The sequence below is a fragment of the Phaeobacter inhibens DSM 16374 genome, assembly GCF_000473105.1.
Classification (GTDB): domain Bacteria; phylum Pseudomonadota; class Alphaproteobacteria; order Rhodobacterales; family Rhodobacteraceae; genus Phaeobacter; species Phaeobacter inhibens.
The window spans coordinates 2,306,606-2,331,742 of record NZ_KI421498.1 but is presented as its reverse complement, the minus strand read 5'-3'; the positions used below and the strand labels follow the sequence as shown (position 1 = coordinate 2,331,742).

Annotated in this window: 20 protein-coding genes and 1 tRNA gene; 14 read left to right on the top strand and 7 right to left on the bottom strand. The window is 58.6% G+C overall.

What is annotated here, in order from left to right; translation table 11 throughout:
- Positions 1 to 3 precede the first annotated feature (3 nt).
- Positions 4 to 669: a GntR family transcriptional regulator gene (locus INHI_RS0114960; RefSeq protein ID WP_027248155.1), complete on the bottom strand. Its 666-nt coding sequence runs from the start codon at positions 667 to 669 to the stop codon at positions 4 to 6.
- 163 nt (positions 670 to 832) lie between these two features.
- Positions 833 to 1,948 carry an S-(hydroxymethyl)glutathione dehydrogenase/class III alcohol dehydrogenase gene (locus INHI_RS0114955; RefSeq protein ID WP_014873357.1) on the bottom strand — a complete coding sequence of 372 codons (1,116 nt, stop codon included), beginning with the start codon at positions 1,946 to 1,948 and terminating at the stop codon, positions 833 to 835.
- Positions 1,949 to 2,278: 330 nt separating this feature from the next.
- Here INHI_RS0114955 and INHI_RS0114950 point away from each other — a divergent pair, with 330 nt between their 5' ends.
- Positions 2,279 to 4,795 (top strand): heavy metal translocating P-type ATPase, encoded by a 2,517-nt coding sequence (locus INHI_RS0114950; RefSeq protein ID WP_027248153.1) that lies wholly within the window; start codon positions 2,279 to 2,281, stop codon positions 4,793 to 4,795.
- On the top strand, positions 4,792 to 5,196 hold the full coding sequence (cueR, locus tag INHI_RS0114945) for a Cu(I)-responsive transcriptional regulator (RefSeq protein WP_027248152.1): 405 nt from the start codon (positions 4,792 to 4,794) through the stop codon (positions 5,194 to 5,196). The genes INHI_RS0114950 and cueR overlap by 4 nt, the downstream gene beginning before the upstream one ends.
- Positions 5,197 to 5,497: 301 nt before the next feature.
- Here cueR and INHI_RS0114940 read toward each other — a convergent pair whose 3' ends face one another.
- From INHI_RS0114940 to pcaC, 4 genes are read right to left on the bottom strand one after another with little or no spacing between them, the layout of a single operon-like run.
- On the bottom strand, positions 5,498 to 6,334 hold the full coding sequence (locus INHI_RS0114940; protein WP_014873360.1) for a 3-oxoadipate:acetyl-CoA acetyltransferase: 837 nt from the start codon (positions 6,332 to 6,334) through the stop codon (positions 5,498 to 5,500).
- A gap of 11 nt (positions 6,335 to 6,345) precedes the next feature.
- Positions 6,346 to 6,990, bottom strand: coding sequence for a protocatechuate 3,4-dioxygenase subunit alpha (gene pcaG / locus INHI_RS0114935; RefSeq protein ID WP_027248151.1), 645 nt, complete (start codon positions 6,988 to 6,990; stop codon positions 6,346 to 6,348).
- Positions 6,990 to 7,715, bottom strand: a complete 726-nt coding sequence (pcaH, locus tag INHI_RS0114930; protein ID WP_027248150.1) for a protocatechuate 3,4-dioxygenase subunit beta — start codon at positions 7,713 to 7,715, stop codon at positions 6,990 to 6,992. Before pcaH ends, pcaG begins: the two co-directional genes overlap by 1 nt.
- Positions 7,702 to 8,127, bottom strand: a complete 426-nt coding sequence (gene pcaC / locus INHI_RS0114925) for a 4-carboxymuconolactone decarboxylase (RefSeq protein WP_027248149.1) — start codon at positions 8,125 to 8,127, stop codon at positions 7,702 to 7,704. Before pcaC ends, pcaH begins: the two co-directional genes overlap by 14 nt.
- A gap of 86 nt (positions 8,128 to 8,213) precedes the next feature.
- Between pcaC and pcaQ the strand changes: the two genes are divergently transcribed.
- The 12 genes from pcaQ (at position 8,214) to INHI_RS0114865 (ending at position 23,847) form a co-directional block, all read left to right on the top strand.
- On the top strand, positions 8,214 to 9,131 hold the full coding sequence (pcaQ, locus tag INHI_RS0114920; protein ID WP_014873364.1) for a pca operon transcription factor PcaQ: 918 nt from the start codon (positions 8,214 to 8,216) through the stop codon (positions 9,129 to 9,131).
- Positions 9,132 to 9,368: 237 nt separating this feature from the next.
- Positions 9,369 to 10,244: a branched-chain amino acid ABC transporter permease gene (locus tag INHI_RS0114915; RefSeq protein ID WP_027248148.1), complete on the top strand. Its 876-nt coding sequence runs from the start codon at positions 9,369 to 9,371 to the stop codon at positions 10,242 to 10,244.
- A 4-nt stretch (positions 10,245 to 10,248) separates the two neighbouring features.
- A complete protein-coding gene (locus INHI_RS0114910; protein WP_027248147.1) occupies positions 10,249 to 11,334 on the top strand; it encodes a branched-chain amino acid ABC transporter permease in 1,086 nt (361 codons plus the stop codon).
- Positions 11,331 to 12,098, top strand: a complete 768-nt coding sequence (locus tag INHI_RS0114905; RefSeq protein WP_027248146.1) for an ABC transporter ATP-binding protein — start codon at positions 11,331 to 11,333, stop codon at positions 12,096 to 12,098. The genes INHI_RS0114910 and INHI_RS0114905 overlap by 4 nt, the downstream gene beginning before the upstream one ends.
- On the top strand, positions 12,098 to 12,871 hold the full coding sequence (locus tag INHI_RS0114900) for an ABC transporter ATP-binding protein (protein WP_014878976.1): 774 nt from the start codon (positions 12,098 to 12,100) through the stop codon (positions 12,869 to 12,871). Before INHI_RS0114905 ends, INHI_RS0114900 begins: the two co-directional genes overlap by 1 nt.
- A 43-nt stretch (positions 12,872 to 12,914) precedes the next feature.
- Entirely contained in the window at positions 12,915 to 14,852 is a 1,938-nt protein-coding gene (locus tag INHI_RS0114895; RefSeq protein WP_036767114.1) for an AMP-dependent synthetase/ligase, read from the top strand.
- Between the two features lie 45 nt (positions 14,853 to 14,897).
- The gene (locus INHI_RS0114890) at positions 14,898 to 16,058 is read left to right on the top strand and encodes an ABC transporter substrate-binding protein (protein WP_027248144.1); all 1,161 of its coding nucleotides are present in this window, start codon (positions 14,898 to 14,900) and stop codon (positions 16,056 to 16,058) included.
- Between the two features lie 155 nt (positions 16,059 to 16,213).
- Positions 16,214 to 17,131, top strand: a complete 918-nt coding sequence (locus tag INHI_RS0114885; RefSeq protein ID WP_027248143.1) for an MBL fold metallo-hydrolase — start codon at positions 16,214 to 16,216, stop codon at positions 17,129 to 17,131.
- A gap of 403 nt (positions 17,132 to 17,534) precedes the next feature.
- Positions 17,535 to 19,199 (top strand): tetratricopeptide repeat protein, encoded by a 1,665-nt coding sequence (locus INHI_RS0114880; RefSeq protein WP_027248142.1) that lies wholly within the window; start codon positions 17,535 to 17,537, stop codon positions 19,197 to 19,199.
- A gap of 154 nt (positions 19,200 to 19,353) precedes the next feature.
- The gene (locus INHI_RS0114875; RefSeq protein ID WP_027248141.1) at positions 19,354 to 20,343 is read left to right on the top strand and encodes an NADPH:quinone reductase; all 990 of its coding nucleotides are present in this window, start codon (positions 19,354 to 19,356) and stop codon (positions 20,341 to 20,343) included.
- A 137-nt stretch (positions 20,344 to 20,480) separates the two neighbouring features.
- Positions 20,481 to 20,555: transfer RNA gene (locus INHI_RS0114870), tRNA-Gln, on the top strand.
- 436 nt (positions 20,556 to 20,991) lie between these two features.
- Positions 20,992 to 23,847: a Hint domain-containing protein gene (locus INHI_RS0114865; protein ID WP_027248140.1), complete on the top strand. Its 2,856-nt coding sequence runs from the start codon at positions 20,992 to 20,994 to the stop codon at positions 23,845 to 23,847.
- 172 nt (positions 23,848 to 24,019) lie between these two features.
- Here the strand turns inward: INHI_RS0114865 and INHI_RS0114860 are convergent, their stop codons facing one another.
- Positions 24,020 to 25,033 carry a LacI family DNA-binding transcriptional regulator gene (locus INHI_RS0114860; protein ID WP_014878983.1) on the bottom strand — a complete coding sequence of 338 codons (1,014 nt, stop codon included), beginning with the start codon at positions 25,031 to 25,033 and terminating at the stop codon, positions 24,020 to 24,022.
- Positions 25,034 to 25,137: the final 104 nt, after the last annotated feature.

Below are 25,137 nucleotides of genomic sequence, written 5' to 3'. Positions count from 1 at the left end.
GGATCAGGGGATTTGGGCCCGCAATTGCTCCTCAAGCGAGGTTTTGGCGGCCAGAATATGTGCCGTCGTTAGTCGGGCGGCCTTTTCGGCGTCGCGCTCTTCGCAGGCACGGAGGATATCGCGATGTTCCTGGTCGCTGCGGGCCATGCCGTCACTCATGATCAGCTGCGCCCTCAGGTAGCGGTCGATGCGATCCATCGCGCTCTCGATAACTTCGACATTGTAGGGCAGGCCGCTGACGCTGTAGAGCGTGCCGTGAAATTGCCGGTTCAGTGGCCCCCATTGCATCGGGTCATCGCAGGCGGCAAAGGCATCCAGATGCGCGTGGGCCTGATCGGTAATCTCTTGGGTCATATTGGCCACCGCGGCGCGGATAATATCGGCCTCAAGTTTCGCGCGCAGTTCGAAAATTTCGGAGGCATCCTGCATCGACAGCGTCGCGACCACGGCACCCTTGTAGCGCTGGGAGGTGACCAGCCCCTGTTGTTCCAGGCGGGTGATGGCCTCCCGTACGGGAAAGCGTGAGGTGCGAAAAGCCTTGGCGATTTCGTCCTGTCGCAAGGGAGTGCCGTCAGAGAGCTCGCCGGTGATGATTGCCTTCTGCAGGGTACGAAAGATGATCGTCGCGGCGGACTCGGTCTTGGAGATATCGATGGCGTGCAGTTTCAATCCGGTTCCTCGGCCAAAGCGGAGTTTGTGAGGTCGATTATGCCTGTGGTTGAACGCCGCCGCCAGCCCCGTCGACAGGTCTGATTGGGATGAGGCAGATGCGCGGCCCAAATGAAAACGCAGGCCGGGTGGCCTGCGTCATGGTCTTGTCTGCAATGCAGGATCAGAATTCGACGACGGCGCGGATCGATTTGCCTTCGTGCATAAGGTCGAACCCATGGTTGATTTCATCAAGAGACAGCTTGTGGGTGATCATCGGGTCGATTTCGATCTTGCCGTCCATATACCAGTCCACAATCTTGGGCACATCCGTACGCCCGGCAGCGCCGCCGAAGGCGGTGCCGCGCCAGCTGCGGCCTGTGACCAGCTGGAACGGGCGGGTCGAAATCTCGGCACCAGCGGGTGCCACGCCGATGATGATGCTCTCGCCCCAGCCCTTGTGCGCGGCCTCAAGCGCGGTCCGCATGACCTGCACATTGCCTGTGGCATCAAAGGTGTAGTCAGCACCGCCTTTGGTCAGCTCAACGAGATGAGCGACCAGATCGCCGTCAACCTCAGCCGGGTTCACAAAATCGGTCATGCCAAACTGCTTGGCCATCTCGATTTTGCCGGGGTTGAGGTCAACACCGACGATCTGATCGGCACCAGCCAAGCGCAGGCCTTGAATCACGTTGAGGCCAATGCCGCCAAGACCAAAGACAATCGCGCGTGAGCCGATCTCCACCTTGGCGGTGTTGATCACCGCGCCGATACCCGTGGTGACGCCGCAACCGATGTAGCAGACCTTGTCAAAAGGTGCGTCCTTGCGGATCTTTGCTAGGGCGATTTCCGGCACCACGGTGTGGTTGGCAAAGGTCGAGCAGCCCATGTAGTGGTAGATCGGCGTGCCATCCAGCATCGAGAACCGTGTGGAGCCGTCCGGCAGCAGGCCTTGCCCTTGCGTTGAACGGATCGCCTGACACAGGTTGGTCTTGGGATTGAGGCAGTATTCGCATTCGCGGCATTCCGGCGTGTAGAGCGGGATTACATGGTCGCCCACTTCCAGGCTGGTCACGCCTTCGCCAACTTCGACCACCACGCCCGCGCCCTCATGGCCCAGAATTGCCGGGAAGATACCCTCGGGATCATCACCGGAGCGGGTGAACTCATCCGTGTGGCAAAGACCAGTTGCCTTGATTTCGACCAGCACCTCGCCCTTTTTCGGGCCTTCGAGGTTCACCTCCATAATCTCCAGCGGTTTGCCCGGGGCAACGGCCACAGCGGCGCGAGTGCGTATCATGGTGAAATTCCTTTGTTCTGTCTGTAACGGCAGGCGCCAATTGCGCTGAGCGGCATATTGGCAGACCCGTTGGGGGGGCGTAAACCACCCGCCGTCGCGGGATGTGCATTTCTTGATGCTCCCAGTCTAGCGATGCTGACCGACTGCGCCCTGAAAAAATACGACAGCGGGACATCCGTTCCCGTCATCCCGGAGCGAGTTCTGGTGCAGGGTGGTCTGCGATGTCGAAGATATCAGTATTATGCGGATAGGCTCTTGACCTTCCTGTGACTGGAAGCCCCATATCAGCAAAGATATAATCTTAACGACAATGTCCGGAAGGTGTCTGCTATGGAAGAGCCACACGTCAGGGAACTGCATATTGAGGTGACCGGCCTTAGCTGTGCGGGTTGTGTCGGTCGGGCAGAGCGGGCGCTGGCTGCGGTGTCCGGAGTGCGGGAGGCATCCGTCAATCTGGCAACCAGCAAGGCGCACATCGTTGTTTCACCCGAGGTCTCGGCGGAGGATCTGCGCGGGGCATTGACAACAGCCGGGTATCCGGCGGCAGAGGCGACGATTGAGCTGCAGATCAGCGGTCTGACGTGTGCAAGCTGCGTCGCGCGTGTCGAATGCGCCCTGCAGCAGGTCGAGGGGGTAATTTCGGCGGATGTGAACCTTGCCCAGGAGCAGGCCCATGTGACCTATCTGGCTGGTGTGCTGACTGCTGAGGATCTGCTGAAGTCCAGCAAGCGTGCAGGCTATCCCGCGACATATGTCGGTAACACGCAAAGTGACGCGGATAGCCAGAGGGCTGGAAAGGAAGCCGAAATTCAGCGTCTTGGCTGGGCGTTCCTTATCGCTGCGGCCCTGACGCTACCGGTCTTTGTGATCGAGATGGGCGGCCATATGATCCCCGCGCTGCACCACTGGGTCGCGCGTACCATCGGCACTGGCAATAGCCATATTCTGCAATTTCTGCTGACAACACTGGTGTTGTTTGGCCCTGGCCTGCGGTTCTATCGCCAGGGGGTGCCTGCGCTGTTGCGTGGTGCGCCGGATATGAATGCGCTGGTGGCGATCGGGACTGCGGCGGCCTACGGGTACTCGGTGGTGGCAACCTTTGCCCCGCGCCTGCTGCCTGCGGGAACCGCCAATGTCTACTATGAGGCGGCAGCGGTTATCGTCACCTTGATTCTGCTAGGGCGTTGGCTGGAGGCCCGCGCCAAGGGGCGCACCGGTGCTGCGATCCGTGCTCTGGTCGGGTTGCAGCCCAGGGTCGCATGGGTTGTTACCGGCACCCAGGCTGAAGAGCGTTCGGTCTCGGAGCTGCGCGTCGGGGATCATCTGCGCGCGCGGCCGGGTGAGCGGATCGCCGTGGACGGCACGGTTTTGACCGGACGCTCCTTTGTTGATGAGAGTATGATCACCGGAGAACCGATCCCTGTCGAGAAAGCTGATGGCGATATGCTGACAGCGGGCACCATCAATGGCGCGGCCGTTCTGGATTATCGCGCCACCCATGTCGGTGCGGATACGCTGCTGGCGCAGATCGTGCGCATGGTCGAGCAGGCGCAGGGCGCCAAGCTGCCGGTGCAGGCGCTGGTGGATCGCGTGACCCTGTGGTTCGTCCCTGCGGTCATCGTGATTGCGGCGCTGACAGTCGCCGTCTGGCTGCTGTTCGGCCCGGACCCGGCCTTGCCCTTTGCGCTGGTTGCGGGGGTGTCTGTGCTGATCATTGCCTGCCCCTGCGCAATGGGGCTGGCGACGCCCACTTCAATCATGGTCGGGATCGGACGTGCGGCACAGATGGGGGTGTTGTTTCGCAAGGGGGATGCGCTGCAGCGGCTGCAGGACGCGCGCGTTGTTGCCCTGGATAAGACCGGAACCCTGACCGAAGGCCGCCCGACCTTGACCGTGCTGCGTTGTGCTGAAGGGTTTGACAGGACCGGGCTGCTGCCGCTGCTGGCGGCGGCGGAGGCACAGTCGGAACATCCGATCGCACGGGCCATTACAGCGGCAGCGGGGGCGGATATCCCGCAGGCGACGGAGGTGGAGGCCATACCAGGATATGGCTTGCGTGCATCCGTGGCGGGCCAGCAGATCCTTATCGGGGCGGCGCGACTGATGGCGCGTGAGGGGATCTCCTGTGCGCCATTCGAGGCGGAGGCAGACAGCCTCGCCGCAGGCGGTGCAACCACGCTATATGCGGCGGTTGACGGACGGCTGGCTGGGTTGGTGGCCGTAACGGACCCTGTCAAAGAGGGAAGCCGTGCCGCTGTGAAAGCCATGGCCGCGCAGGGGCTGAAGGTTGCGATGCTGACCGGCGATGGGGCGGCCACGGCGCAGGCTATCGCTGATGATCTGGGGATTGAGATCGTTGAAACGAACTGTCTGCCCGGTGATAAGGTGAGCGCATTGGAGGCGCTGCAAAAGCAACACGGGGCCCTTGCCTTCGTTGGTGACGGGATCAATGACGCCCCGGCCCTCGCGGCGGCAGACGTCGGGATTGCAATCGGCACTGGTACCGATGTGGCCATTGAGACGGCCGATATCGTCCTGGTCTCTGGTGACCTGCGCGGGGCGGTCAACGCCATCAAGATCAGCCGGGCGACGTTGCGCAATATCCGGCAGAATTTGGGGTGGGCCTTTGGCTATAATATTCTGCTGGTGCCTGTGGCTGCGGGGATCCTGGTGCCCTTTGGCGGGCCGCTTTTGTCACCAGGGCTGGCAGCCGGTGCGATGGCGCTGTCCAGCGTGTTTGTGCTCAGCAATGCGCTGCGCTTGCGTGGGCTGCGGTCGGACATAGATCAGTCAGAGACACAGGCGGATCCAACACCCGCGCAGCAGATGAATGAGGTGCGACCATGAACATTGGTGATGTGGCCAGCCGTTCTGGCCTGCCGGCCAAAACCATTCGCTACTATGAAGACATTGGCCTGATCAAACCGCGGCGCAGTGAGAATGGCTATCGTTGTTTTGCGGAGACCGACCTGCACAAGCTGGCGTTTCTGGGCCGGGCCCGCGCGCTTGGCTTTACCATCGAAGATTGCCGGACTCTGCTTGCGCTTTATGAGGATGAGAGTCGGGCCAGCGCCGACGTGAAACAATTGGCGCAGGAGCATCTCGACAAAATTAATATCAAGATCGCCGATCTGGAAGCGATGCGGGATACGCTGTCGGAACTGGTGACCTGTTGCGCAGGTGACAACCGGCCGGACTGCCCCATTCTGCGCGACCTGTCGCAGCCGCCTGACGCGGGTGACCAATAGGGTGGCTCACCTAGAGGGCCGTTCAGATCGGTAGATGTTTGTGGTGTAAGGTGACGCGCGGCGCATTCGAGGCCCTATGCAACTCGGGAGGGTTAGGCAGTGGGCCAACAGCAGCCGAGGGAGGAGCGGCTCTTGCTGCGAATGCGTCGCGCGCACCATCGAGATAAGGTGCGCTATTCGCGCAAACAAGAGGTGAGAGCCGCCTGACGCAGCGTCCGAAAATCTCAGCATAAAACTGCCGAGAGAGGGGTAGGGGAGGACACGTGACCACCTTGGTCTGAGCGTTTGTGTGCGAGGGAATTCAGCCGTTGGCAGGGCGCAGACCCAGAATGGTACGGGCTTCGTCGCATGTCGCAACAGGACGGTCGTAGCGATCACAAAGATCTGCGGCACGGCGGACCAGTGCCGCGTTGGATGGCGCAAGCGTCTGGCGATCCAGCCGCAGATTGTCCTCCAGCCCGGTGCGTGTGTGACCACCTGCTGCGATGGCCCATTCGTTGACCTCCAGCTGACCGGCACCAATCCCAGCGGCACACCATTGCGCGTCCGGAGCAAGCCGTTCCATAGTCTTGACGTAGTAGTCGAAGACATTGCGATCCACCGGCATCGCATTTTTGACCCCCAGGACAAACTGCACATAGAGCGGGGCCTTCAGTCGTCCGTCCCGTGACATCGCCACGGCCTGGTGAATGTGAGAGAGGTCAAAGGCCTCAATCTCCGGTTTGACGTCATATTCCACCATCTGCGCCGCGAGCCAGTCCACCAGATCTGGCGGGTTCTCATAGACACGGGTCGGGAAGTTGTTGGAGCCAACAGAGAGCGAGGCCATATCCGGTCGCAGTGACAACATGCCGCCACGTTCGCGCCCGGCACCGGATCGCCCGCCGGTAGACAGCTGGATGATCATGTCAGGGCAGTGATGACGGATCCCACCCATGAGCCGGGCGAAACGGTCTGGATCCGAGGTCGGCGTCTCATCCTCAAGCCGGACATGGCAATGGGCGATGCTGGCGCCGGCTTCGTAGGCCTCATGGGTGCTTTCGATCTGCTCTTCAATGCTGATCGGCACGGCAGGATTGTGAGCCTTGCGGGGAACTGATCCGGTAATGGCCACGCAGATAATGCAGGGATTGTTCATGATCAGCTTCCTCAGATATCAAAGAACACGGTTTCATCCGGCCCTTGCAGATGAATGTCGAAGCGATAGACCGAAGGTGTTTCTACGGTGCCGGTGTTCGCCTGATCCTGTGTCCGGGCAAGGAGGGTGTGGCGCCGACCGGTTTGCTCAATCAGCTTCAGAACAGGGTCGTTGTCATTCGCCTTCCGCTCTTCCTCGAAGTAGAGCCGGGTATTCAGGCCAAGGTTGATACCGCGCGCCACAATCCAGAGGTTGATATGAGGCGCCATCATCCGACTGTCGCGCCTGCGAACCGGACCGGGTTTCACGGTTTCAAACTGCCAGTCGCCGGTGTCAAAATCAGAAATCACACGTCCCCAGCCCCGGAAACCAGCTTCGACCTGTTGTGGCTCCCCTTCCGGTTGGGGCGTCTCCCGATGCGCATATATCCCCTTGGCATTGGCCTGCCAGACCTCGATCAACACGTCCTTCAGCGGGGTTCCAGTGCCATCCAGAACCCGGCCTTCTATGCGAATGCGCTGGCCCTTGGCCTCTGGCCCCGCGATATCCTGCCCCAGCTCGGTCTCGTAGATATCAAAACCTGCGGCGCCGGGGGCGAGGCCGATATGAACATAAGGCCCTGCGGTTTGCGATGGTGTTTCCTTCAGCGACGTCATCAGTTCCCCTCCATTCGGTTTTCGAACATCGTCGACCGACGCCCGCGCAGAACGATGTCGAACCGATAAGCGATCATATCCAGTGGACGGGTTTCATTCATATCCAGCCGCGCGATCAACTGCTGCACGGCGGCGGGATCCGGAATGGTGCTGACGATGGGGCAGCGGGCAATCAGCGGATCGCCTTCGAAGTAAAGCTGGGTGATCAAGCGCTGGGCAAAGGCGCTGCCGAAGACCGAAACATGGATATGTGCCGGACGCCAGTCGTTGATGCCATTGCGCCAAGGGTAAGCCCCCGGCTTCACCGTGCGAAAAGCATAGGCGCCGTTGTCATCAGTCAGCACCCGTCCGCAGCCTCCGAAATTCGGGTCTAATGCGCCCAAATAGCCGTCTTTCTTGTGCCGGTACCGACCAGAGGCATTGGCCTGCCAGATTTCTACCAACGTGTTGGGGACAGGTCGTGCGTTTTCGTCCAAGACCCGGCCATGCAGCAGGATCCGCTCTCCGATTGGACTGCCGCCATCACGCGCGAAATTGGTCAGAAGATCGTTGTCGCCTTCTGCGATGTCAGTTGGCGCAAAGGTCGGGCCGGTGATTTCGCTCGCCGTGTTCTCCAGACTGAGCAGGGGCAATCGCGGTGACCGGCTAACCGATGTTTTGTAGTCCGGTGTAAAAGCGGGCGGGTGCCAACGTCGGTCGCGGGAGAAGTAATCAGGGGGCGTCATGGCTGTCTCCTGCACGGTTGTCTGTGGCCTCTTTTTCGGCGGCCATCTCGGCATAGGTTGTCTTGGCGAGCTTCAACGCATGATTGGCGCGTGGCACCCCGGCATAAATGGCGACATGCTGAAAAACTTCTGCAATATCCTCGGGCGTTGCCCCTGTGTTTGCGGTTGCGCGTATGTGCATCGGGATCTCATCAAAATTGCCGAGCGCTGCCAAGAGCGCCAGCGTCAGCATAGACCGCTCGCGGCGGCTGATCTGATCTGAAGCCCAGACCGTGCCCCACGCGGCTTCGGTAATCAGCTGCTGAAACGGCGCGTCCAATGGGGTTGTGGCCGCATCTGCGTTGGTGACATGGGCGGCTCCCAAGACCTCTCGGCGAATGTTCTGACCTGCGTCATACTGTGGCTTGCGCATCTGCTTCTCCATTCGCTATGTGTTATCTCATATCGTAATTGGTCTGTATAATCCTGCAATATGGATAGTTTTATGTCGAAAATGATATGCGCCTTTCGTCTCAGTTGAAACTCCGCCATCTGGAGGTCTTTGTCGAGGTTGCGCGAAAGATGAGCGTCACCCAGGCTGCGGAGCGGTTGGGTATGACCCAACCGGCGGTGACGCGCGCCCTGCGTGAGCTGGAAGCGGTATGTGAGAAGCCGCTAGTGGAGAAGCACGGACGCGGTATTCGTCTGTCTGCCTATGGCGAGATGTTTCGGGACTATGCCGGGCGCAGTCTGGCGCTGACGCGTGATGGTGTTGAGATGCTGCGCGGGCTGGATGCGGCAGAAGGATCGAAAGTCACAATTGGTGCTTTGCCGACGGTGTCGGCCACCGTGGTACCAGAAGCACTGGCCAGTATCTGGGAGCAAGGCGGGCGCAACCGGTTTTCGGTGATGTCGGGTGACAATCAATATCTCCTCGATCTGTTGCGACGGGGAGAACTGGACGTCGTGGTCGGGCGTTTGCCCGCCCCTGAAAACATGGTTGGGCTGGATTTCGATCCGCTGTTTCGCGAACGGGTAACGGTGGTTGTGGCGCCTGACCATCCGCTGACAAGGCTGGATGCCGCACAGTTGCCGGATGCGCTGTTCGGCAAGTATCCGGTACTGATGCCGCCACCGGCGTCGATCATACGTTCATCGGTTGAGCGGATGTTCCTGGAGCAGGGCATTCCCATGCCTGATGCGGCCATCGAGACGGTGTCTTCGACGTTCGGCCGCCAGTTTACGTTGGCACATCAGGCAATCTGGGTGATCAGCCACGGTGTTGTGCGATCCGATCTTGCTAGCGGAGTTCTGGTGGCGTTGCCATTGGATACGGACAGCACCCGTGGGCCGGTTGGGCTGTGCTTGCGCAGTGAACACCGCCTGTCCCCAGCCGCGGCCAGATTTTGCGCCGCACTGAAGAATGTCTGCAGCTGACAGCGAAGACGCGGCCTGTTTCGGTGCTGCTGCGGGCTGTAGATCCGGCGCGAATGTTAGGTGCTTCCTGCGAAACTGGTAGCCTGTTTTTCTGGCTCTGACGCAGGGTCGCGTGCATTGACAGGTGAAAATCTATCTCTCTACTCTGGGTTTAGTCGCCGTAGCGAGCGGGCTTGAGGAGGTCTGCATCGAACAAAAATACGCGAAAACCGCCCTGAACGGGCAGGGGAGGACAATTTGGACGGAGTGCAGCTGCTGGTCAGCGGGCTTGCGAATGGCTGTGTTTACGGTCTGATCGCGCTTGGCTTTGTGCTGATCTACAAGGCGACCGAAGCGGTCAATTTCGCCCAGGGCGATTTCATGATGCTCGGCGCCTTTGTCACGCTGGGGCTGACCAACGCCGAATATCTGCATCTGCCGTTCTGGCTGGCGGCCCCCTTGTCGATCGCGATCATGGCCGGGCTTGGGTATCTGCTGGATCTGGTGATCCTGCGCCATCTTTTCGGTCAGAACCAGACGGCGGTGGTTATTCTGACCATCGCGCTCGGCTTTGTTATCCGGTTTTTCGCGGGCGCCATCTGGGGGCATGAGCCGCAAACGCTGGAAAGCCCGCTTGCCCTAGGTGATGTGCAACTCGCAGGGGTTGTGCTGGGATTGGCGGATCTGGCGATCATAATTGTGACCGTGCTGCTGACCTGGTCGCTCTATCAGTTCTTTCAGCGCACCAAACTGGGATTGGCGATGCAGGCGGCCAGTCAGAACCAGATGGCGGCTTATTTCATGGGCATTCCTGTCAAACGGGTACAGGGGCTGATCTGGGGGCTCTCCGGGGCAACTGCGGCGGTTGCAGGCATTCTCTTTGCTTCCAAAGGGGCGATTGATCCGAATGCGGGGCTGCTGGGGATCAAGGCTTTCGCAGCGGCAGTCATTGGCGGTTTCGGTTCGCTGCCGGGCGCCCTGGCAGGGGGGGTGATCGTGGGCGTCATTGAACCCTTTGCCGCGCGATATCTCGCGGCAGGGTATTCACAGATTGCCCCCTATGTGCTGTTGCTGGCCGTTCTATTGTTCCGCCCACATGGCCTGTTCAGCCAAGTCCGCACGAAGAAGGTCTGAGACGATGCGGATCCAATTCAAAACCAGCTACGATCACGATATTCGCCTGTTTCCAGACCGCCACAGCCTGCTGGTCTACGGCGCGTTGGTCATGTTGGCATTGGCGCTGCCGCTGCTGATCAATGAGTTCTACATCGGCGAAGTCACCAATGTGCTGATCTGGGCGATTGCAGGACTGGGGCTGATGCTGCTGACTGGGCAAACCGGTCAGGCCAGCCTCGGGCATGCGGCGTTTCTGGCAATTGGCTGCTACGCCAATACCATCCTGATCGAACAGGGTCTGCCTTTTATAGTGGCCTTTCCATTGGCGGGTGTGATTACGGGGATCGTGGGGGGCATCATCGCTATTCCGGCGCTGCGCCTGCATGGGATATACCTCGCCATTGCGACGATTGCCCTGTCGATCCTCGCCGATGATATCATCGTTTTGCTGGAACCCTGGACTGGCGGTGTTTCGGGTAAATTCCCCGATGTGATCCGCTTGTTCGGTATTGAGATCGAGCGTTGGACGATGCCGGTGCGGTTCTACTATCTCGTGCTCGGCGTTACGGTAATCTGCACGTTGTTTTATCGAAATCTGCTGCGCTCACCGCTTGGCCGGGCGTTTGCTGCGGTGCGCGACAGCGAGGTCAGCGCCACCGCGATGGGTGTTCATATTGCCCGCACCAAGGCGACCGCTTTCGGGCTGAGTTGCATGATCACCGGTTGGGCCGGGGCGTTGATGGGATATTATGCGGGCGCTTTCAACAATGAGACATTCTCCTTGGTGATCTCCATCACCTTGCTGATGATGATCGTCATCGGGGGGCTTGGATCTATTCACGGTGCGTTCTTTGGAGCGGTGGTGGTTGCGTTCCTGCCGCAGGGGCTGTCGATCCTCAAAGACAGTGTTCTGGGCAGTGGTGTCGCCATTCCGGGGCTGGAAACCGGCGTCTTTGGCATGATCCTGATCCTGTTCATCCTGTTTGAGCCGATGGGGCTTTATGGGCGATGGCTGAAGATCCGCATCTGGTTTGAGCTGTTCCCCTTTGCCCGCAAAGACATGTTCCGCCGCCAGAAATCCTATCTCAAGACGGAGCGCCTCAGATGAGCCTGTTGGAGATCGAACACGCGACGCTGAAATTTGGAGGCGTGGTGGCGGTGAATGACCTCAGCTTCTCGGTCGAGGAGGGAGAGGTCTACGCCATCGTCGGCCCTAACGGGGCGGGTAAGTCGACGGTTTTCAATCTGATTTCCCGGTTCTACCAACCGCATTCGGGGCGTCTGAGTTTTGACGGGCGGGACCTGCTGCAGTCCAAAGCCGATGCGGTCGCCGATTTGGGTGTCGCACGGACATTCCAGAATATCGAGCTGTTCGACCATGCGACCGTGTTGCAGAACCTGCTGGTCGGGCGGCATCGCCACCGACGCAGCACGCTGATGGAAGAGCTGTTCTTCACGCCGCGCGTCCGGCGCGAAGAGCGGCGCCACCGGGCCGCGGTGGAAGAGGTGATCGACTTTCTTGACTTGCAGGCCTACCGCGACAAGATGATCGCCGGGCTGCCATATGGGGTGCGCAAGGTAGTTGAACTGGGTCGCGCGCTGGCATTGGGCCCGCGCCTTTTGCTCTTGGATGAACCCGCCTCCGGCCTGTCGGTTGAAGAAACTCAGGACATGCGCTGGTGGATCGATGATATCCGAAAGCAGATGGGGATCACCGTTCTTATGGTGGAACATGATATGGGGCTGGTCTCCAGCGTATCGGACCGTGTGCTGGCGCTGGCGGATGGTGCCAAATTGGCGGAGGGCACCCCGGCTGAGGTTCAGGCCAATCCTGCGGTGATCGAGGCCTACCTGGGCGCGGGGGCGGTGTGATGGGCGCAGCCTTGTTGGATATCCGCAATCTGGAGAGTTTCTACGGCCCCATCATGGCCATTCGCGGTGTCTCCCTGTCGGTGCAGGCCGGTCAGATTGTCACTGTTCTGGGCGCAAATGGGGCTGGGAAGTCGACGCTGCTAAAGACGATCTCGGGGATCATGGATCCTGAAAAGGGCAGTGTCAGTTTTAATGGTGAAGAGATCCAAGGCGAAGAACCGCACCGTATCGTTCGGCGCGGCATCGTGCATGTGCCGGAGGGGCGGGAGGTTTTTCCCCTTCTGAGTGTTGAGGAAAACCTGACACTGGGTGCCTACACCCGGCGCGATCAGGCGGAGATCGAGCGTGACCGCCAGATGGTGTTCGACTATTTTCCCATTCTGGCGGAGCGGCGCCATCAGGAGGCCGGGACGCTGTCGGGTGGCCAGCAGCAGATGCTGGCGATTGGCCGCGGTTTGATGCTGCGCCCGCGGATCATGCTTCTGGATGAGCCAAGCCTGGGGCTGTCGCCGCTACTGGTGCAGGAAATTTTCGGCATCCTCAAACGACTGAACCGAGACGAGGGGGTGACCATGATGTTGGTGGAACAGAACGCCCGCATCGCGCTTGAACTGGCTCATGTCGGTTATGTCATGGAAATCGGGCGCATTGTCATGGACGGCAGCGCCGACCGGCTGATGGAGAGCGAGGACATCAAGTCATTCTACCTGGGCCATCAGGAAGCAGGGCAACGTAGTGAAAAACGCTGGAAGCGCAAGAAAACATGGCGCTGACCAAGATGCCTGAACAGGCGCAAAAACACGGGTTCAAGCGCGGATGGGGATAACGGTGACACAGACAGTGGTGGCGGCAGATCGCAGAGCAGAGCAGGACGGGGAAACGGCCCTGTTGCCTCAGGTTGTGCTGAATGGTGCCAGCTACAACGCGACGCCCGGGCAGCGGCCGGTCATGGTAGATCGCTGCGATACGGTGGCGAAGTTGTTTGCCTTGCGCTGCCGCACGCTTGGCCCTCGCACCGCTCACCGGGAAAAGGACATGGGCATCTGGAAGGCCTATTCCTGGCAGGACTATTGGGACCACGCCGAGAAGATCGGTCTCGGACTGATGGCGCTTGGGCTGGAGCGCGGCGAAGTGGTCTCAATCCTCAGCGAGGATCGCAAGGAATGGCTCTACCTCGATATGGGTATTCAGGGCGCTGGAGCAATTGCCTCGGGGGTCTACACCACGGATTCAGCGCAGCAGCTGGCCTATCTGGTCAACGACAGCGGCAGCCGGTTTCTGGTGGTGGAGAATGACGAACAGCTGGACAAGTTTCTGGAGATCGAGGCGGAGGTTCCGCACCTGCGCTGGGTGATCATTCTGGACCGCGACGGGCTGCATGATCTCCGGCATGAAAAATGTCTGTTTCTTGATCAGCTCTATGATCAGGGGGCGGCCTACAAAATCGCCAACCCAACGGCGTTCGAGGATGCGGTGGCACGATCTCGGCCGGATGACACTGCGCTGCTGATCTATACCTCGGGCACCACCGGTCTGCCTAAGGGCGCCATGCTGAGGCATGAGAATATTCTGGCCACGATGGAGTCCGGCGCGCGGTCGCTGGAATGCTACGCCACGGATGAACAGCTGTGTTTCCTGCCGCTCTGCCATATTCTTGAGCGCAATGTCTCAGTCTATCTGCCCATGGCGGCGGGCAGTACGGTCAACTTCGCTGAAAGCCCGGAAACGGTATTTGACAATATTCAGGAGGTCTCGCCTGCAACCTTCTTTGCGGTGCCGCGCGTCTGGGAGAAAGTCTATTCCCGCGTTCTGGTGCTGGCGCAGGAGGCGACATGGCTGGGCCGCTGGGCCTTCAACCGGGCGGTTGCGGCGGGCGCGGCGCGGGCCAACTATGTGCTTGCCGCAAAACCCGTCCCGTCCGGCATTGCCCTGCGCTACCGGATCTGGGATCTGCTGGTCCTGCGTAATCTGCGCCGCATGCTGGGGCTGGACCGGTTGCGCCGGGGCGGCACGGGTGCGGCACCGATCTCACCTGAGTTGCTACGCTGGTACTGGTCGATCGGGGTGCCTCTGATTGAAGGCTACGGGATGACCGAAAACGCCGGTCTGACCGCTGCCAACCGGGTCTTGTCGCATCGTCCGGGCACCGTTGGCCAGGCGGTGCCGGGTGTCGAGATCCGCATCGCGCCGGATGGCGAGATCCAACTTTGGGGGCTGAATAATTTCCAGGGCTACTGGAACAAGCCCGAAAAAACCGCTGAAACCTACACCGAGGACGGCTGGCTGCGTACAGGCGATGTCGGACAGCTGGATGATGCAGGTTTTTTAACCATCACCGGGCGGATCAAGGACATTATTATCACCGCTGGTGGGAAAAATATCACCCCGGCGGAAATCGAGAGCCGGTTGAAATTCAGCCACTATATTTCCGACGCAGTTGTGATTGGTGATCGGCGCAAATTCCTGACCTGCCTGATTATGATTGATCAGGAAAACGTCGAGAAATTTGCCCAGGACCGAAAAATCCCGTTTAGTGATTTTGCCTCGCTCTGCGCGGCGGAACAGGTTGTTGATCTGATCCGGGGGGAGGTCGACGCGGTGAACAGGGATTTCGCGCGGGTCGAACAGATCAAGGATTTCCGCCTGATCAACGTCCTGCTGACGGCTGAAGATGACGAACTGACCGCAACGATGAAGTTGAAACGCGGGCTGGTGGAGAAAAAGCACAAGAACCTGATCGACCAGATGTACTGACAAACAGGCGCATCCGCGCCGGGGGACACAAGGGAGTAAGCGCAGATGAAGACATGGACAGCGAAGCTTGTCGGGGTAGCTCTGGCAGCCGGGCTTGCGCCACAGGCGATGGCGGACACTCAGGGTGTCAGTGACAGTGAAATCGTGTTGGGGTCGGTGAGTGACCTGAGCGGTATCTTTGCTGCTGTGGGCGTTCCTGCGGTAAATGGCGCCAATCTGCGTTTTGATGAAGCCAATGCCAATGGCGGCGTCCATGGCCGTCAGATCCGTTTTGTGGTGGAAGACAACGGCTACCAGATCCCGCGGGCCATGCAGGGCTACAACAAGCTTCTGAACCGCGATCAGGTTTTTGCGATGCTGTTGTCGCTTGGGACGCCGATGAATATCGCAGGTTTCAAACTGCTCGACCCGAAAGGCATTCCCAATATCAGCCCGCTGACTGCTGCGCGTCAGATGTTGCAGGACCCGGTGGACAATAAATTCATCGGCTTTTCCAGCTACTACGATCAGGTGCAGGCCGGGGTGAGCTACCTAGCGGAGGAGTTCGATGCCAAGGAAGTCTGCTCCATGTACATCCCGTCCGACTTTGGCAAGGAGATCAGGGAGGGCAGCGCGGATATTGCCGCCGACTTGGGCTTGCGTTTCGCCGCAGAGACCACACACAAACCGGACGAACTGGATTTTGTCGGCTCCCTCACAAAGCTGAAGGCGGAAGGTTGCGATGTCGTGACTATGGCGCTTGGTGTACGCCAGGGGATCACAGTGGTTGGCACAGCCAAGAAATTGGGCTGGACAGATGTGAAGTTTCTCAACACCTCAGCCGGGTTTCTTGAAGTGGTGGCCGCCGTACCTGGTGGTGTGACAGATGGGCTATATGCGGCAGCTGGCTGGGCGGATCTAATCGCACGGGCCGATGATGAAGTGCCTGCCAAGTTTATGGCGGATTATGAGGCCAAGTTCGGCCAGCCCGCCGGTGGCTTTGCCATGCTTGGATATAGTGCGGCCAATACCGTGGTGAACGCGCTGGAGGCGGCGGGCCCTGAGCTGACGCATGATAGCTTCATCAAGGGGATGGAAAGCCTCGATTTCTTTGATGCGCTGACTGACACGCAGATCACCTATGGCCCCGATGATCATCGGGGTGCCGATGTCATTGTTATTTCGGTGGTCGAAAATGGTCTCTGGAAAGAATTGAGCCGGAAGTAAGCAGTATTCCTGCAATGAGAAAATGGAGAGCCTGCAGACTGCGATCTGCAGGCTCTTTTTTGTTCTGAGGAAACAATCCGAGAGATCAGGTCTGAGTGGGCTTCATTTCATGCACATATTTGAATATCATTCAGGAGTGTCGAGGGAGGCAGATCATGACAGTGACAAGACGGCGTTTCGTGCAGGGGTTGGGGGCGGGGATGGCTTTGCTGCCAGCGGGTCGCGTCTGGGCCGAGACCAGGGTCTCGCTTGGTGGTGCGGAGGTTCTCAGCCTGTCCGATGGTCAGATGCGTCTGCCACCGTCGTTTTTATACGGTGACCTAGATCCCGCCATGCTCGCGCCGGTTCTGGCAAAGCATGGGATGACTCCTGACGACCCGCTGACGCCGGCGATCAATATCACGCTTCTGCGTGATGCGGATCGCATTGTTCTCTTCGATGCGGGTGCTGGGCCTGGTTTTCAGGATGGGACAGGTCTGTTGCCGGATGCATTGGCAGCGGCCGGGATCAGCCCCGAGGATATTACCCACGTTGTCTTCACCCATTGCCATCCGGACCACCTCTGGGGGGTTCTGGACGATTTCGACGATCCGCTTTTTGCCAACGCAAAGCATTTGATGGGGCGTCAGGAGTGGGACTATTGGTTTGATCCGGCGACTGTCGATACAATCGGCGAGGACAGGGCGTCCATGGCCGTCGGTGCGCGTCGCCGAATGGAGATACTGGCAGATGGAATCACTCTCTTTGATGACGGTGTCGAGCTCCTGCCCGGCATCGCTGCGCGCGCCACCTTTGGCCATTCGCCTGGCCATATGTCGTTTGAGATCGCTCGTGGAACCGACAGGATTATGATCTTGGGGGATGCAGTTACCAATGCTCATGTCAGTTTCTCTGAACCGAGCTGGGAGATTGCGTCAGATCAGGATCCAGTTACCGCGGCACGGGTGCGCCAGCAGCTGTTACAACAACTGGCCTCTGAACAGCTGTTGGTTGTGGGCTATCATCTGCCCGATGGTGGTATGGGGTATGTCGAGGCAACCGGCGGTGGGTATCGCTTCGTGCCGGGCATTTAACTCAAGGACAACTATTGCGTGTATTTGCTGACCTAGCGACCCCACATGAAATGGGCGCAGGGTAGATGTAACCTCGTATTCGACCTGTAAGATTCTGTTTTTTATACCATTAGCCCTCGCACTGGCGTCACGAGGCGATGAGGATGAGGGGGTTTGGTCCCAAACCCAGCGCTGCCCTGCATACAGATTACGTACTCTACTGTGAGTGCCTGCGAACAACGGCGAGGCTAAGTTGGACTTGCTACAAAAGTTCGTTATTCAAACTTTTTAAAATCCTTTAGGTTGTATTATTTATGGTGACTTTCACTGTTTCCTGTGAGATGGTTAATTCGTGGGTAATCAATTTTGTCGGGATAGGGGGTTTGGGTTCCGGTTGAATTGCTAGAGACAGTGGGTTTGGGATATGGAAAATAAACTTAGAATTCGCCATTTTGGCGCTTTTGGAGTTTTTCTGCCCGATGGAGAAAGTATTCTCCTCGGCTCAAAGCACCAAGCACTATTGGCACTTTTGTCTACCGCAGAGGGGGGGGTCCGAACGCGGGCCTTTCTGGAGCGCACACTTTGGAGTTTGGCGCAGCCAGAACAGGCCAAGGCGAGCCTGCGGACCGCGCTTTCGACCCTTCGAAGACATCTTGGCGCGGACTGCGCGACTCTACTCTCTGCAAATCGGGAGCGCGTGGTACTGGATTTGTCCAAGATCGAAGTGGATGCGGATCCGGGAAAAGGCGATTTCATGGAGGGATTCGAACTCCCGCATGAGACGACATTTGCAGTCTGGTTGGAACAGCAGCGCAATGAGCTGACACGAGCCGATGCGCGGAACCGGGCTGCCACCGGAATGCTGCGGAACTATAGCCGTGCGGTGCTTGACAGCCTGCTGCCACCGATTGCGGTTCTACCGTTTGTGCACCGTGCGCCCGGAGATGCGAAATCGCCGCTCGGTGCATTGCTCTCTGAGGAATTGGTGCGCCATCTGTCGCGCAGCCACGCCTTTTGCGTGACGTCTTATCTGGCCTCGCGGCAGTTTGATCCGCATCAGATCCGGCCAAGCGAAGTCTACTCGATGGCGGGCGCCAATTATCTGGTCTCAGGAACGGTAAATGTTACCGGGCAGACGTATCGGTTACAGGTCGATCTGCATGATGCCGAGCGTGAGCGGGTCATCTGGTCCCGTGATTTCACGGAGGCCCTCTCGTCACTGACCAGCGGCTGTAGTGCCGCGTTGCGGGATGTGACTGCGCAGATCGGATGGACGGTTGTGGGAGAGTCAGTGCGACTGGTCGGCTTTCGCCCCCTGTCCAAACACGACAGCCATACGCTGCTGATGGCGGCGATTGCACTGATGCAGGACATGCAGTTGCCGCAGTTCAATCAGGCGCAGGAAATTCTCGCGGTATTGTTGGAGCGAGAGGTACAGCACCCGGTTGCTCTGACATGGATGGCCATGTGGCATGTGATGCGGGTCCAGAAGGGGTTCTCGACTGATCGGCAGCTGGATGCACATCTGGCCAATCAGTTGGTTGCGGCGGCACTGGCGCAGGACCCTTCCTTCTCTCTGGCGTTGACGGTGCGCGGATTGATCGCCAGCCATCTGATGTTCCGCTTTGATCTGGCGCAGGATTCCTATGATCTTGCGTTGAAGGACAACCCGAACGAAGCCCTGGCCTTGCTGCTGAAAGGGACCACACTCGCCTATCAGAACCAGCCGGAAGACGCTGTACGCCTGACCGATGCCGCGCGTCGGCTGTCACCTCTTGGGCCGCAGCGATACTATTTCGATTCGCTCTCGGCGACGGCCAATCTTGGGGCACAGAACTATGACCGCGCGATTAGCCTTGCGGATCGGTCGCTACAGGCTAACCCGACGTTCCCGGCAACGTTGCGGACGAAGGCCATTGCCCTGCACTCGATGGGTCAGACGGCAAAGGCGCGGGATGTTGTGAAGTCCCTCTTGGATGTCCAGCCGGGCTTCAATATCGCCCGCTATGAAAAGGACCATGCTGCCCCCAATGCCTCCTTTGGCAAGGACTGGAGCAAGGCGCTGAGATCTGCAGGCGTTCCTGCCTGAACACGATGAAAGCCGGGTGATTTTCAACCCCGGTGAAAGCAACGCAGACGCGGGGGCTTGCAAGCCCGCCGCGTCTTCGCTCTTTTGCGGGGTGACTGACGCCTGGTCCTGTCGGAGCAGGCGGTCGGTAGCATCAGGTGAAAAGGGCCACATTATGAAAGCGATCACATATCGGGCATTTGGATCGGCGGAAACTGTGCTGCAGTTGGAGGATTTGCCCGATATCGCGCCTGCGCGGGGCGAGCTCCGCGTTGAACTGGCCTATTCTGGCGTCAACCCATCGGATGTGAAGGCGAGGGCCGGTGCCCGTGCCGGTGTCTCTGAACTACCCTATCCCGTGATTGTCCCGCATAGCGACGGATCTGGGGTGATCGTCGAGGTGGGCGAAGGAGTTGATCCGGCCCGGATCGGTGAGGAAGTCTGGATCTGGAATGGTCAGTGGCAGCGTCCAAATGGCACTGCAGCCTGTTCGATCACCCTGCCTGCGGATCAGGCTGTCGCTTTGCCCGCTGGGCTGACCCTGCAACAGGGGGCAGTTCTGGGTATTCCAGGGCTTACAGCGGCCCACACGGTGTTTTCTGGCGGTGATGTCGGCGGCAAAACCGTGCTGGTACAGGGAGGAGCCGGTACTGTTGGTCTGCTGGCGGTGCAGCTGGCCAAATGGGGTGGTGCGCGGGTGGTTGCCACCTGCTCGCCAGAGGATTTTGATCGCGTCCGACGTGTTGGCGCCGATGCGGTGCTGAGTTACGCTGAGGATGATCTGGCCGAACAGATCTTGGCCGCAAACGGGGGCCGCCCCATGGATCACATTGTTGAGGTCGAATTCGGTGCCAACTGTACGGTCGACACCGCCGTTATCGCCCCCAACGGGCGCATCGCCGCATATGGATCGGCGCGGAACATGACCCCAAACCTGCCGTTTTATCCCTTGATGTTCAAAGCTGTGACACTGGAAATGGCGCTGGTCTATCTGCTGCTCGCAGAGGCCCGGCACAATGCCATCGAACGGATCAACGCCGCTGCAGCTCAGGGCGCGCTTCAGCCTCCTATTGCTGCGGTCTTCGACCTGGTCGATACAGCTAAGGCGCATCACGCCGTGGAAGCCGGAAAACGCGCAGGAGCGATCCTTGTAAAGACCGGGTGAACCACGAAAAACCAAAGATCGCAGGCGGTGATTTCCAAGGCCAATCCGTGGGATCAAAGGGAAGCGCGAAAACTGCATTTTTTTCCAAAAACCCCCTTGCGCCTCCCGATATCTGCCTTTAGACAGCCGCTCACCGATGGGGTGTGGCCAAGTGGTAAGGCAACAGTTTTTGGTACTGAAGATCGTAGGTTCGAATCCTACCACCCCAGCCACTGGCTTTTCTGACAACATCGCAACACGCAGAGCGCTTGAAAAAGGGCGAAATACCCCTGTTTTATGCGCGAGTGGTTTCGGCTGTGGGTGGGAGCGTCACTTAGCCAGGCATTCCCGGATGAGGTCGTCGGTCACACACAAGATAGGGAGCCGGCTTCTTTTCCATCGTCTGCCTGCTCAGTTGGAGAGCAGGCCAACCTCAAAGCGATGGCATTTCAGAAGAGCACGTAACCAAGTCTTCACTATATTCTGCGATCAGCTCAACGGTTGGAGTTAGCAGTATTTTGGATTTATTGCACCGAATCTGCTTTCCGAGTTTTGCCCGCTAGGGTCTTCACCCCTTTTCAACCCTCCTTGTCTAGGGTGGTGTACCCGCTGAGATGCGCCTGATGCAGTTTGCGTGCCCTCGAAGAGCGGTCATCTTGGAGGCTGAACATGGCAGTTGGATATCTTGTTACGCTAGGTGACGGCACGTTGGATTCCGGGGATGGAATCTCTGCCAATCAATCTGCTTTCACCTCATCGGATGTTATCGGAACCGGCAGCTGGACCTGGAGCGGGCAATACCAGGGCGACGGTCAGACCTACTCAAACGTTACCGACACCGGCACCTATCACTACGGCAGTGACGGGAATGTTTATTTTGTACCAGACACTTGGTACACGACGAGCGGATCCGCCAACGCCACGACGATCCCCGCTAATTCAATGTCGGGCACATCTGGCAACGACACGATTAGCGGCGATGCCAATGACAACGTTATCTATGGCGGCGATGGTGATGACTATCTGACCGGCTCCTCAGGCGATGACATTATCTTTGGCGGCGAGGGGAGCGACAACTACGACACCGATACCGGTAACGACACTTTCTATGGTGAGGGTGGTGATGATTGGGTGGCCATCTACGACAACATGGATGGCGAGTCGCTTTATGGTGGCGAAACTGGCGAAACTTTGGGCGATATGCTCGAAGTTTATGGTGACTACGCCGGTGTTGATGTCAACGTCACCTTTACCGGCGATGGTGATGGCACTGTCACATTTGGCGGCCAGACAGCCTATTTCTGGGAATTTGAACGGTTCTACCTCCATTCTGGACACGATACGCTAGATGGCTCTGCTGCGACCTCGGCGATCAATGTCCAAACCGGCGGTGGTGACAACAGCGTCACGGGTGGTATGGGAGACGACACGATCTCCACCGGTGCGGGGGCTGATACCGTCGACGGCGGGGCGGGGGCAGATTCCATTGACGCCGGCTCGGGGGACGACGTTGTAACGGGGTCAAGCGGTGACACCCTAGTTGGCGGCGCCGGCAACGATCAAATCACGGTAAATGCCGCATCAGGGGGCTCCGTTGCACCGTCAGGCGCGACAGTAGTTTCCGATGGGGGATCTGCATCTGGTGACTATGACAGCAACGATTTTGCCTGGAACCCCGGCAGTTCCAGCAGCAGCTCAATTTCAATGGGGGGCACACCAGGAACAACCGGCAGCGATGACGTCTACGATTCAATTACGGTTTTGAATACCACTGATGGCGCCTTTCTGGGGGTGAGCCAATTTGATGTCGGGATCGACAAAGTCTACCTTTCGGAAGAGCCTGTTTCGTTCACAAACACGCTCGCCAGCTCCGGCGTGTCGGACTTTGTCGTGACCTATGCCAACGGGAATACCCAGTCGTTTCGGTTCTACAATGATGGCGGCGCTGCGATCTCGGATCCAGCACAGTTTTTCGGCACTTCCGTTATAAGTGGCGCGACACTCAGCGGGGGCGAGGGCGACGACACCCTAACCGGCGGATACGGAGCAGATAGTATCGATGGGGGGGACGGGCAGGATCAGATCATCCTGCAAGATGGTTTTGGGAACGATACCATCACTGGCGGTGAGGGTGGGGTTGATCAGGATTCCCTCGATCTGTCTCAGCTTTCTTCTGGGGCCGTGATCACCATGTCGGGACCTGAGGCCGGCACAGTTACCGTCGGCAGTGATACGGCCCAGTTTTCCGAAATCGAAAGCATAACTGGGACAGAGAAATCAGATTATATTGACGGGTCGGCTCAATCTGGGAACCTCGCCTACGTGAACAGTGGTGGCGGTGACGACACTATCCTAGGTGGTTCGGGCACTGATGATCTGCGCGGCGGGGCCGGCGATGATTATCTCGATGGTGGCACTGGTGGCGACTATATCGATGCGGGAACGGGATCTGACACGGTCATTGGCGGGACCGGTGACGATACAATTCAGCTGACGGCAGATACGGATCGCGATGAGGTGATACTGGAAGATGGATCTGGCTCAGATCTGATCTACAACTTTGATCTGGGCGACAGCGGTGACGGAACCACCGTTGATCAACTGGATGTTTCGGGCCTCACGAATTTGGCCGGAGATCCGGTCAAAATCGGTGATATCGTGGTGACCGATACCAATGGTGACGGAACCGGCGACGCGATCATGACCTTCCCGAACGGAGAGAGTATTACGCTGGTCGGGGTTCAGTCGTCGCAGGTGGATAGCGGGCCTGAAATGTATGCAATGGGCATTCCTTGTTTTACGGCCGGGACGCTGATTGATACGCCAACCGGGCCGGTAAGGGCCGAGGAACTCAGTCCGGGTGATTACGTCACAACTTTGGGTGCAGGGGTGCAGCGCGTCCTCTGGGTTGGCGCCTCTTTCTCCACAACTGCTCGCAAACAGTTACCGGAAGCGCTGATGCCGGTTCGATTGAACTCTGACGCTTTTGGCAGCGACGGGGCACCTGTTGTGTCGCCTCAGCATTGCATCCTTATGAAGCATCGTAGCAGTGGTCGACCGTTGCATCTGCGAGCTAAGCACTTGGCCCAGATGACTGATTTTGCGTCTTTTGCATGCGAGATGACGCAGGTAACATACGTGCATATCCTGCTGAAAACGCATGATAATCTTATGTCCAACGGGATCCCCAGCGAAACGTTTTACCCGGGTCCGATGGCTGTTTCAACGCTTCGCCCGGCAGATCGGCTGTGCCTCTATAAATGCCTGCCGCAACTGATACTCTATCGGGTGGAGCAGGCCTACGGACCCCGCATTTTGCCTGTGCTGGCGCGCCGGGAGGTACGGTCGCTTTCAGACGGGGGAGAGTTGGTGCCTTGGCGCGGCACTGATGAAACCCCGGACTTGCTGAACAATGACCGGTTGGCACGCGCTCTCTGGCAGGTGGATTCTTCGCAAGAACGGATCTACCAACCGTCCTCTGATAGCTCTTCTGGAGTGCTAAGTTCGGGCCTCAGCCTATCCTAGCTCAACCCAGGAGGGAAAGCATCATCATGCGAGGAGCAAACAAGTCTGGACACAATCTGGCGCCTGCGCCTTGGGGCGCGGAAAATGACTTCATCGTCTGAGGTCGCAGGCGGGTAGATCTGCCTTAGGTGGTAAGTTATTGGGGCTGCCGCTAGTAAACAGGCGATGGTGGTCAATGAGTGTCACGCAGGATGATTTCTGCATCCAGCAGCACGGTCTCTTCCTGTGCCTGCGGGTGGTCAAGGCGCCGATCTAGACAGCGCAATACCGCAGTGACCATGTCAGCAATCGGGTTGCGCAATGTGGTAAGCCGGATGGTCGGCCAGCGGGCCATTTCGATATCATCAAAACCGATGACCGAGATATCCTGTGATACAAGCCGCCCTGCGTCCTTTAGCGCCCCGAGTGCCCCGATGGCCATGGCATCATTGGCACAGAATATTCCGTCGAAGTTGGCCTGTTCCAACAATCGCTGCGTGGCGAAATATCCGCTCTCGGTGGTGTAATTTCCTTTGATTTCTCCGGCCAGGGTGAGCTGATGTTTCGTCAGGCCGTCGAGCAGCCCGTTCCGGCGCTCAGCGGTCGCGCCGAAGTCGTCCGGTCCACCCACTAAGGCGACTCGCTGCCGCCCCCGTTTCGCAAACAAATCTGCTGCCAACATCGCCGCCTGGTGGTTGCGCAGACATATATTATCGACCCGCTCAGCATCGATAATCCGACCGGAGGCGATAACGGGAATATGCAGCTTGCTGCAGAGATCGACGATCTCGGTGGCGAGGCTGCCACTGCGCAGAATCATTGCGTCCAGCGGATAGCGCAATACCTGAGTGACGGCATCACGGGCGTGGTCACCACTACCAGCGATAACCACAGGCCATTTACCCGCAGCGTTCAGGCCAGCAATCAGAGCAGAGGTTGCTTCCTTGTCGTATTCATTCCGCATCTCACCAGCAAAGACCGCAACCAGATTGGAGCGGGCGCCCTGCAATGTGGCCGCCAGTGCATTCGGTTGATAGCCCAGCTCATGCGCTGCCAAGAGGATGCGCTCGCGTTTTTCCTGATCAAGATAGGCGCCCTCGGTGAAGGCTCGTGACACTGCTGAGCGTGAAACACCTGCGATTTCAGCTACATCCGCTGCTGTCACGCGCGGAAGCCGCCTGCCAGCTGCTGGGCTTTGTCGTTTCATATGTCGTCCCTCTCGGGCGGGATGTTTTTTTCGTTAAACACCGAAACCCTTGACACAACCGTTACATACCGCCCCTATATGAACACGTGTGCAGGTCTGGTGCA

Excerpts from the sequence above, each read along its gene's own strand:
- INHI_RS0114955 (WP_014873357.1), bottom strand. The coding sequence starts at position 1,948 with ATGATACGCACTCGCGCCGCTGTGGCCGTTGCCCCGGGCAAACCGCTG.
- INHI_RS0114950 (WP_027248153.1), top strand. The coding sequence starts at position 2,279 with ATGGAAGAGCCACACGTCAGGGAACTGCATATTGAGGTGACCGGCCTT.
- cueR (WP_027248152.1), top strand. The coding sequence starts at position 4,792 with ATGAACATTGGTGATGTGGCCAGCCGTTCTGGCCTGCCGGCCAAAACC.
- INHI_RS0114940 (WP_014873360.1), bottom strand. The coding sequence starts at position 6,334 with ATGAACAATCCCTGCATTATCTGCGTGGCCATTACCGGATCAGTTCCC.
- pcaG (WP_027248151.1), bottom strand. The coding sequence starts at position 6,990 with ATGACGTCGCTGAAGGAAACACCATCGCAAACCGCAGGGCCTTATGTT.
- pcaH (WP_027248150.1), bottom strand. The coding sequence starts at position 7,715 with ATGACGCCCCCTGATTACTTCTCCCGCGACCGACGTTGGCACCCGCCC.
- pcaC (WP_027248149.1), bottom strand. The coding sequence starts at position 8,127 with ATGCGCAAGCCACAGTATGACGCAGGTCAGAACATTCGCCGAGAGGTC.
- pcaQ (WP_014873364.1), top strand. The coding sequence starts at position 8,214 with ATGCGCCTTTCGTCTCAGTTGAAACTCCGCCATCTGGAGGTCTTTGTC.
- INHI_RS0114910 (WP_027248147.1), top strand. The coding sequence starts at position 10,249 with ATGCGGATCCAATTCAAAACCAGCTACGATCACGATATTCGCCTGTTT.
- INHI_RS0114905 (WP_027248146.1), top strand. The coding sequence starts at position 11,331 with ATGAGCCTGTTGGAGATCGAACACGCGACGCTGAAATTTGGAGGCGTG.
- INHI_RS0114900 (WP_014878976.1), top strand. The coding sequence starts at position 12,098 with ATGGGCGCAGCCTTGTTGGATATCCGCAATCTGGAGAGTTTCTACGGC.
- INHI_RS0114895 (WP_036767114.1), top strand. The coding sequence starts at position 12,915 with ATGGGGATAACGGTGACACAGACAGTGGTGGCGGCAGATCGCAGAGCA.
- INHI_RS0114890 (WP_027248144.1), top strand. The coding sequence starts at position 14,898 with ATGAAGACATGGACAGCGAAGCTTGTCGGGGTAGCTCTGGCAGCCGGG.
- INHI_RS0114885 (WP_027248143.1), top strand. The coding sequence starts at position 16,214 with ATGACAGTGACAAGACGGCGTTTCGTGCAGGGGTTGGGGGCGGGGATG.
- INHI_RS0114880 (WP_027248142.1), top strand. The coding sequence starts at position 17,535 with ATGGAAAATAAACTTAGAATTCGCCATTTTGGCGCTTTTGGAGTTTTT.
- INHI_RS0114875 (WP_027248141.1), top strand. The coding sequence starts at position 19,354 with ATGAAAGCGATCACATATCGGGCATTTGGATCGGCGGAAACTGTGCTG.
- INHI_RS0114865 (WP_027248140.1), top strand. The coding sequence starts at position 20,992 with ATGGCAGTTGGATATCTTGTTACGCTAGGTGACGGCACGTTGGATTCC.
- INHI_RS0114860 (WP_014878983.1), bottom strand. The coding sequence starts at position 25,033 with ATGAAACGACAAAGCCCAGCAGCTGGCAGGCGGCTTCCGCGCGTGACA.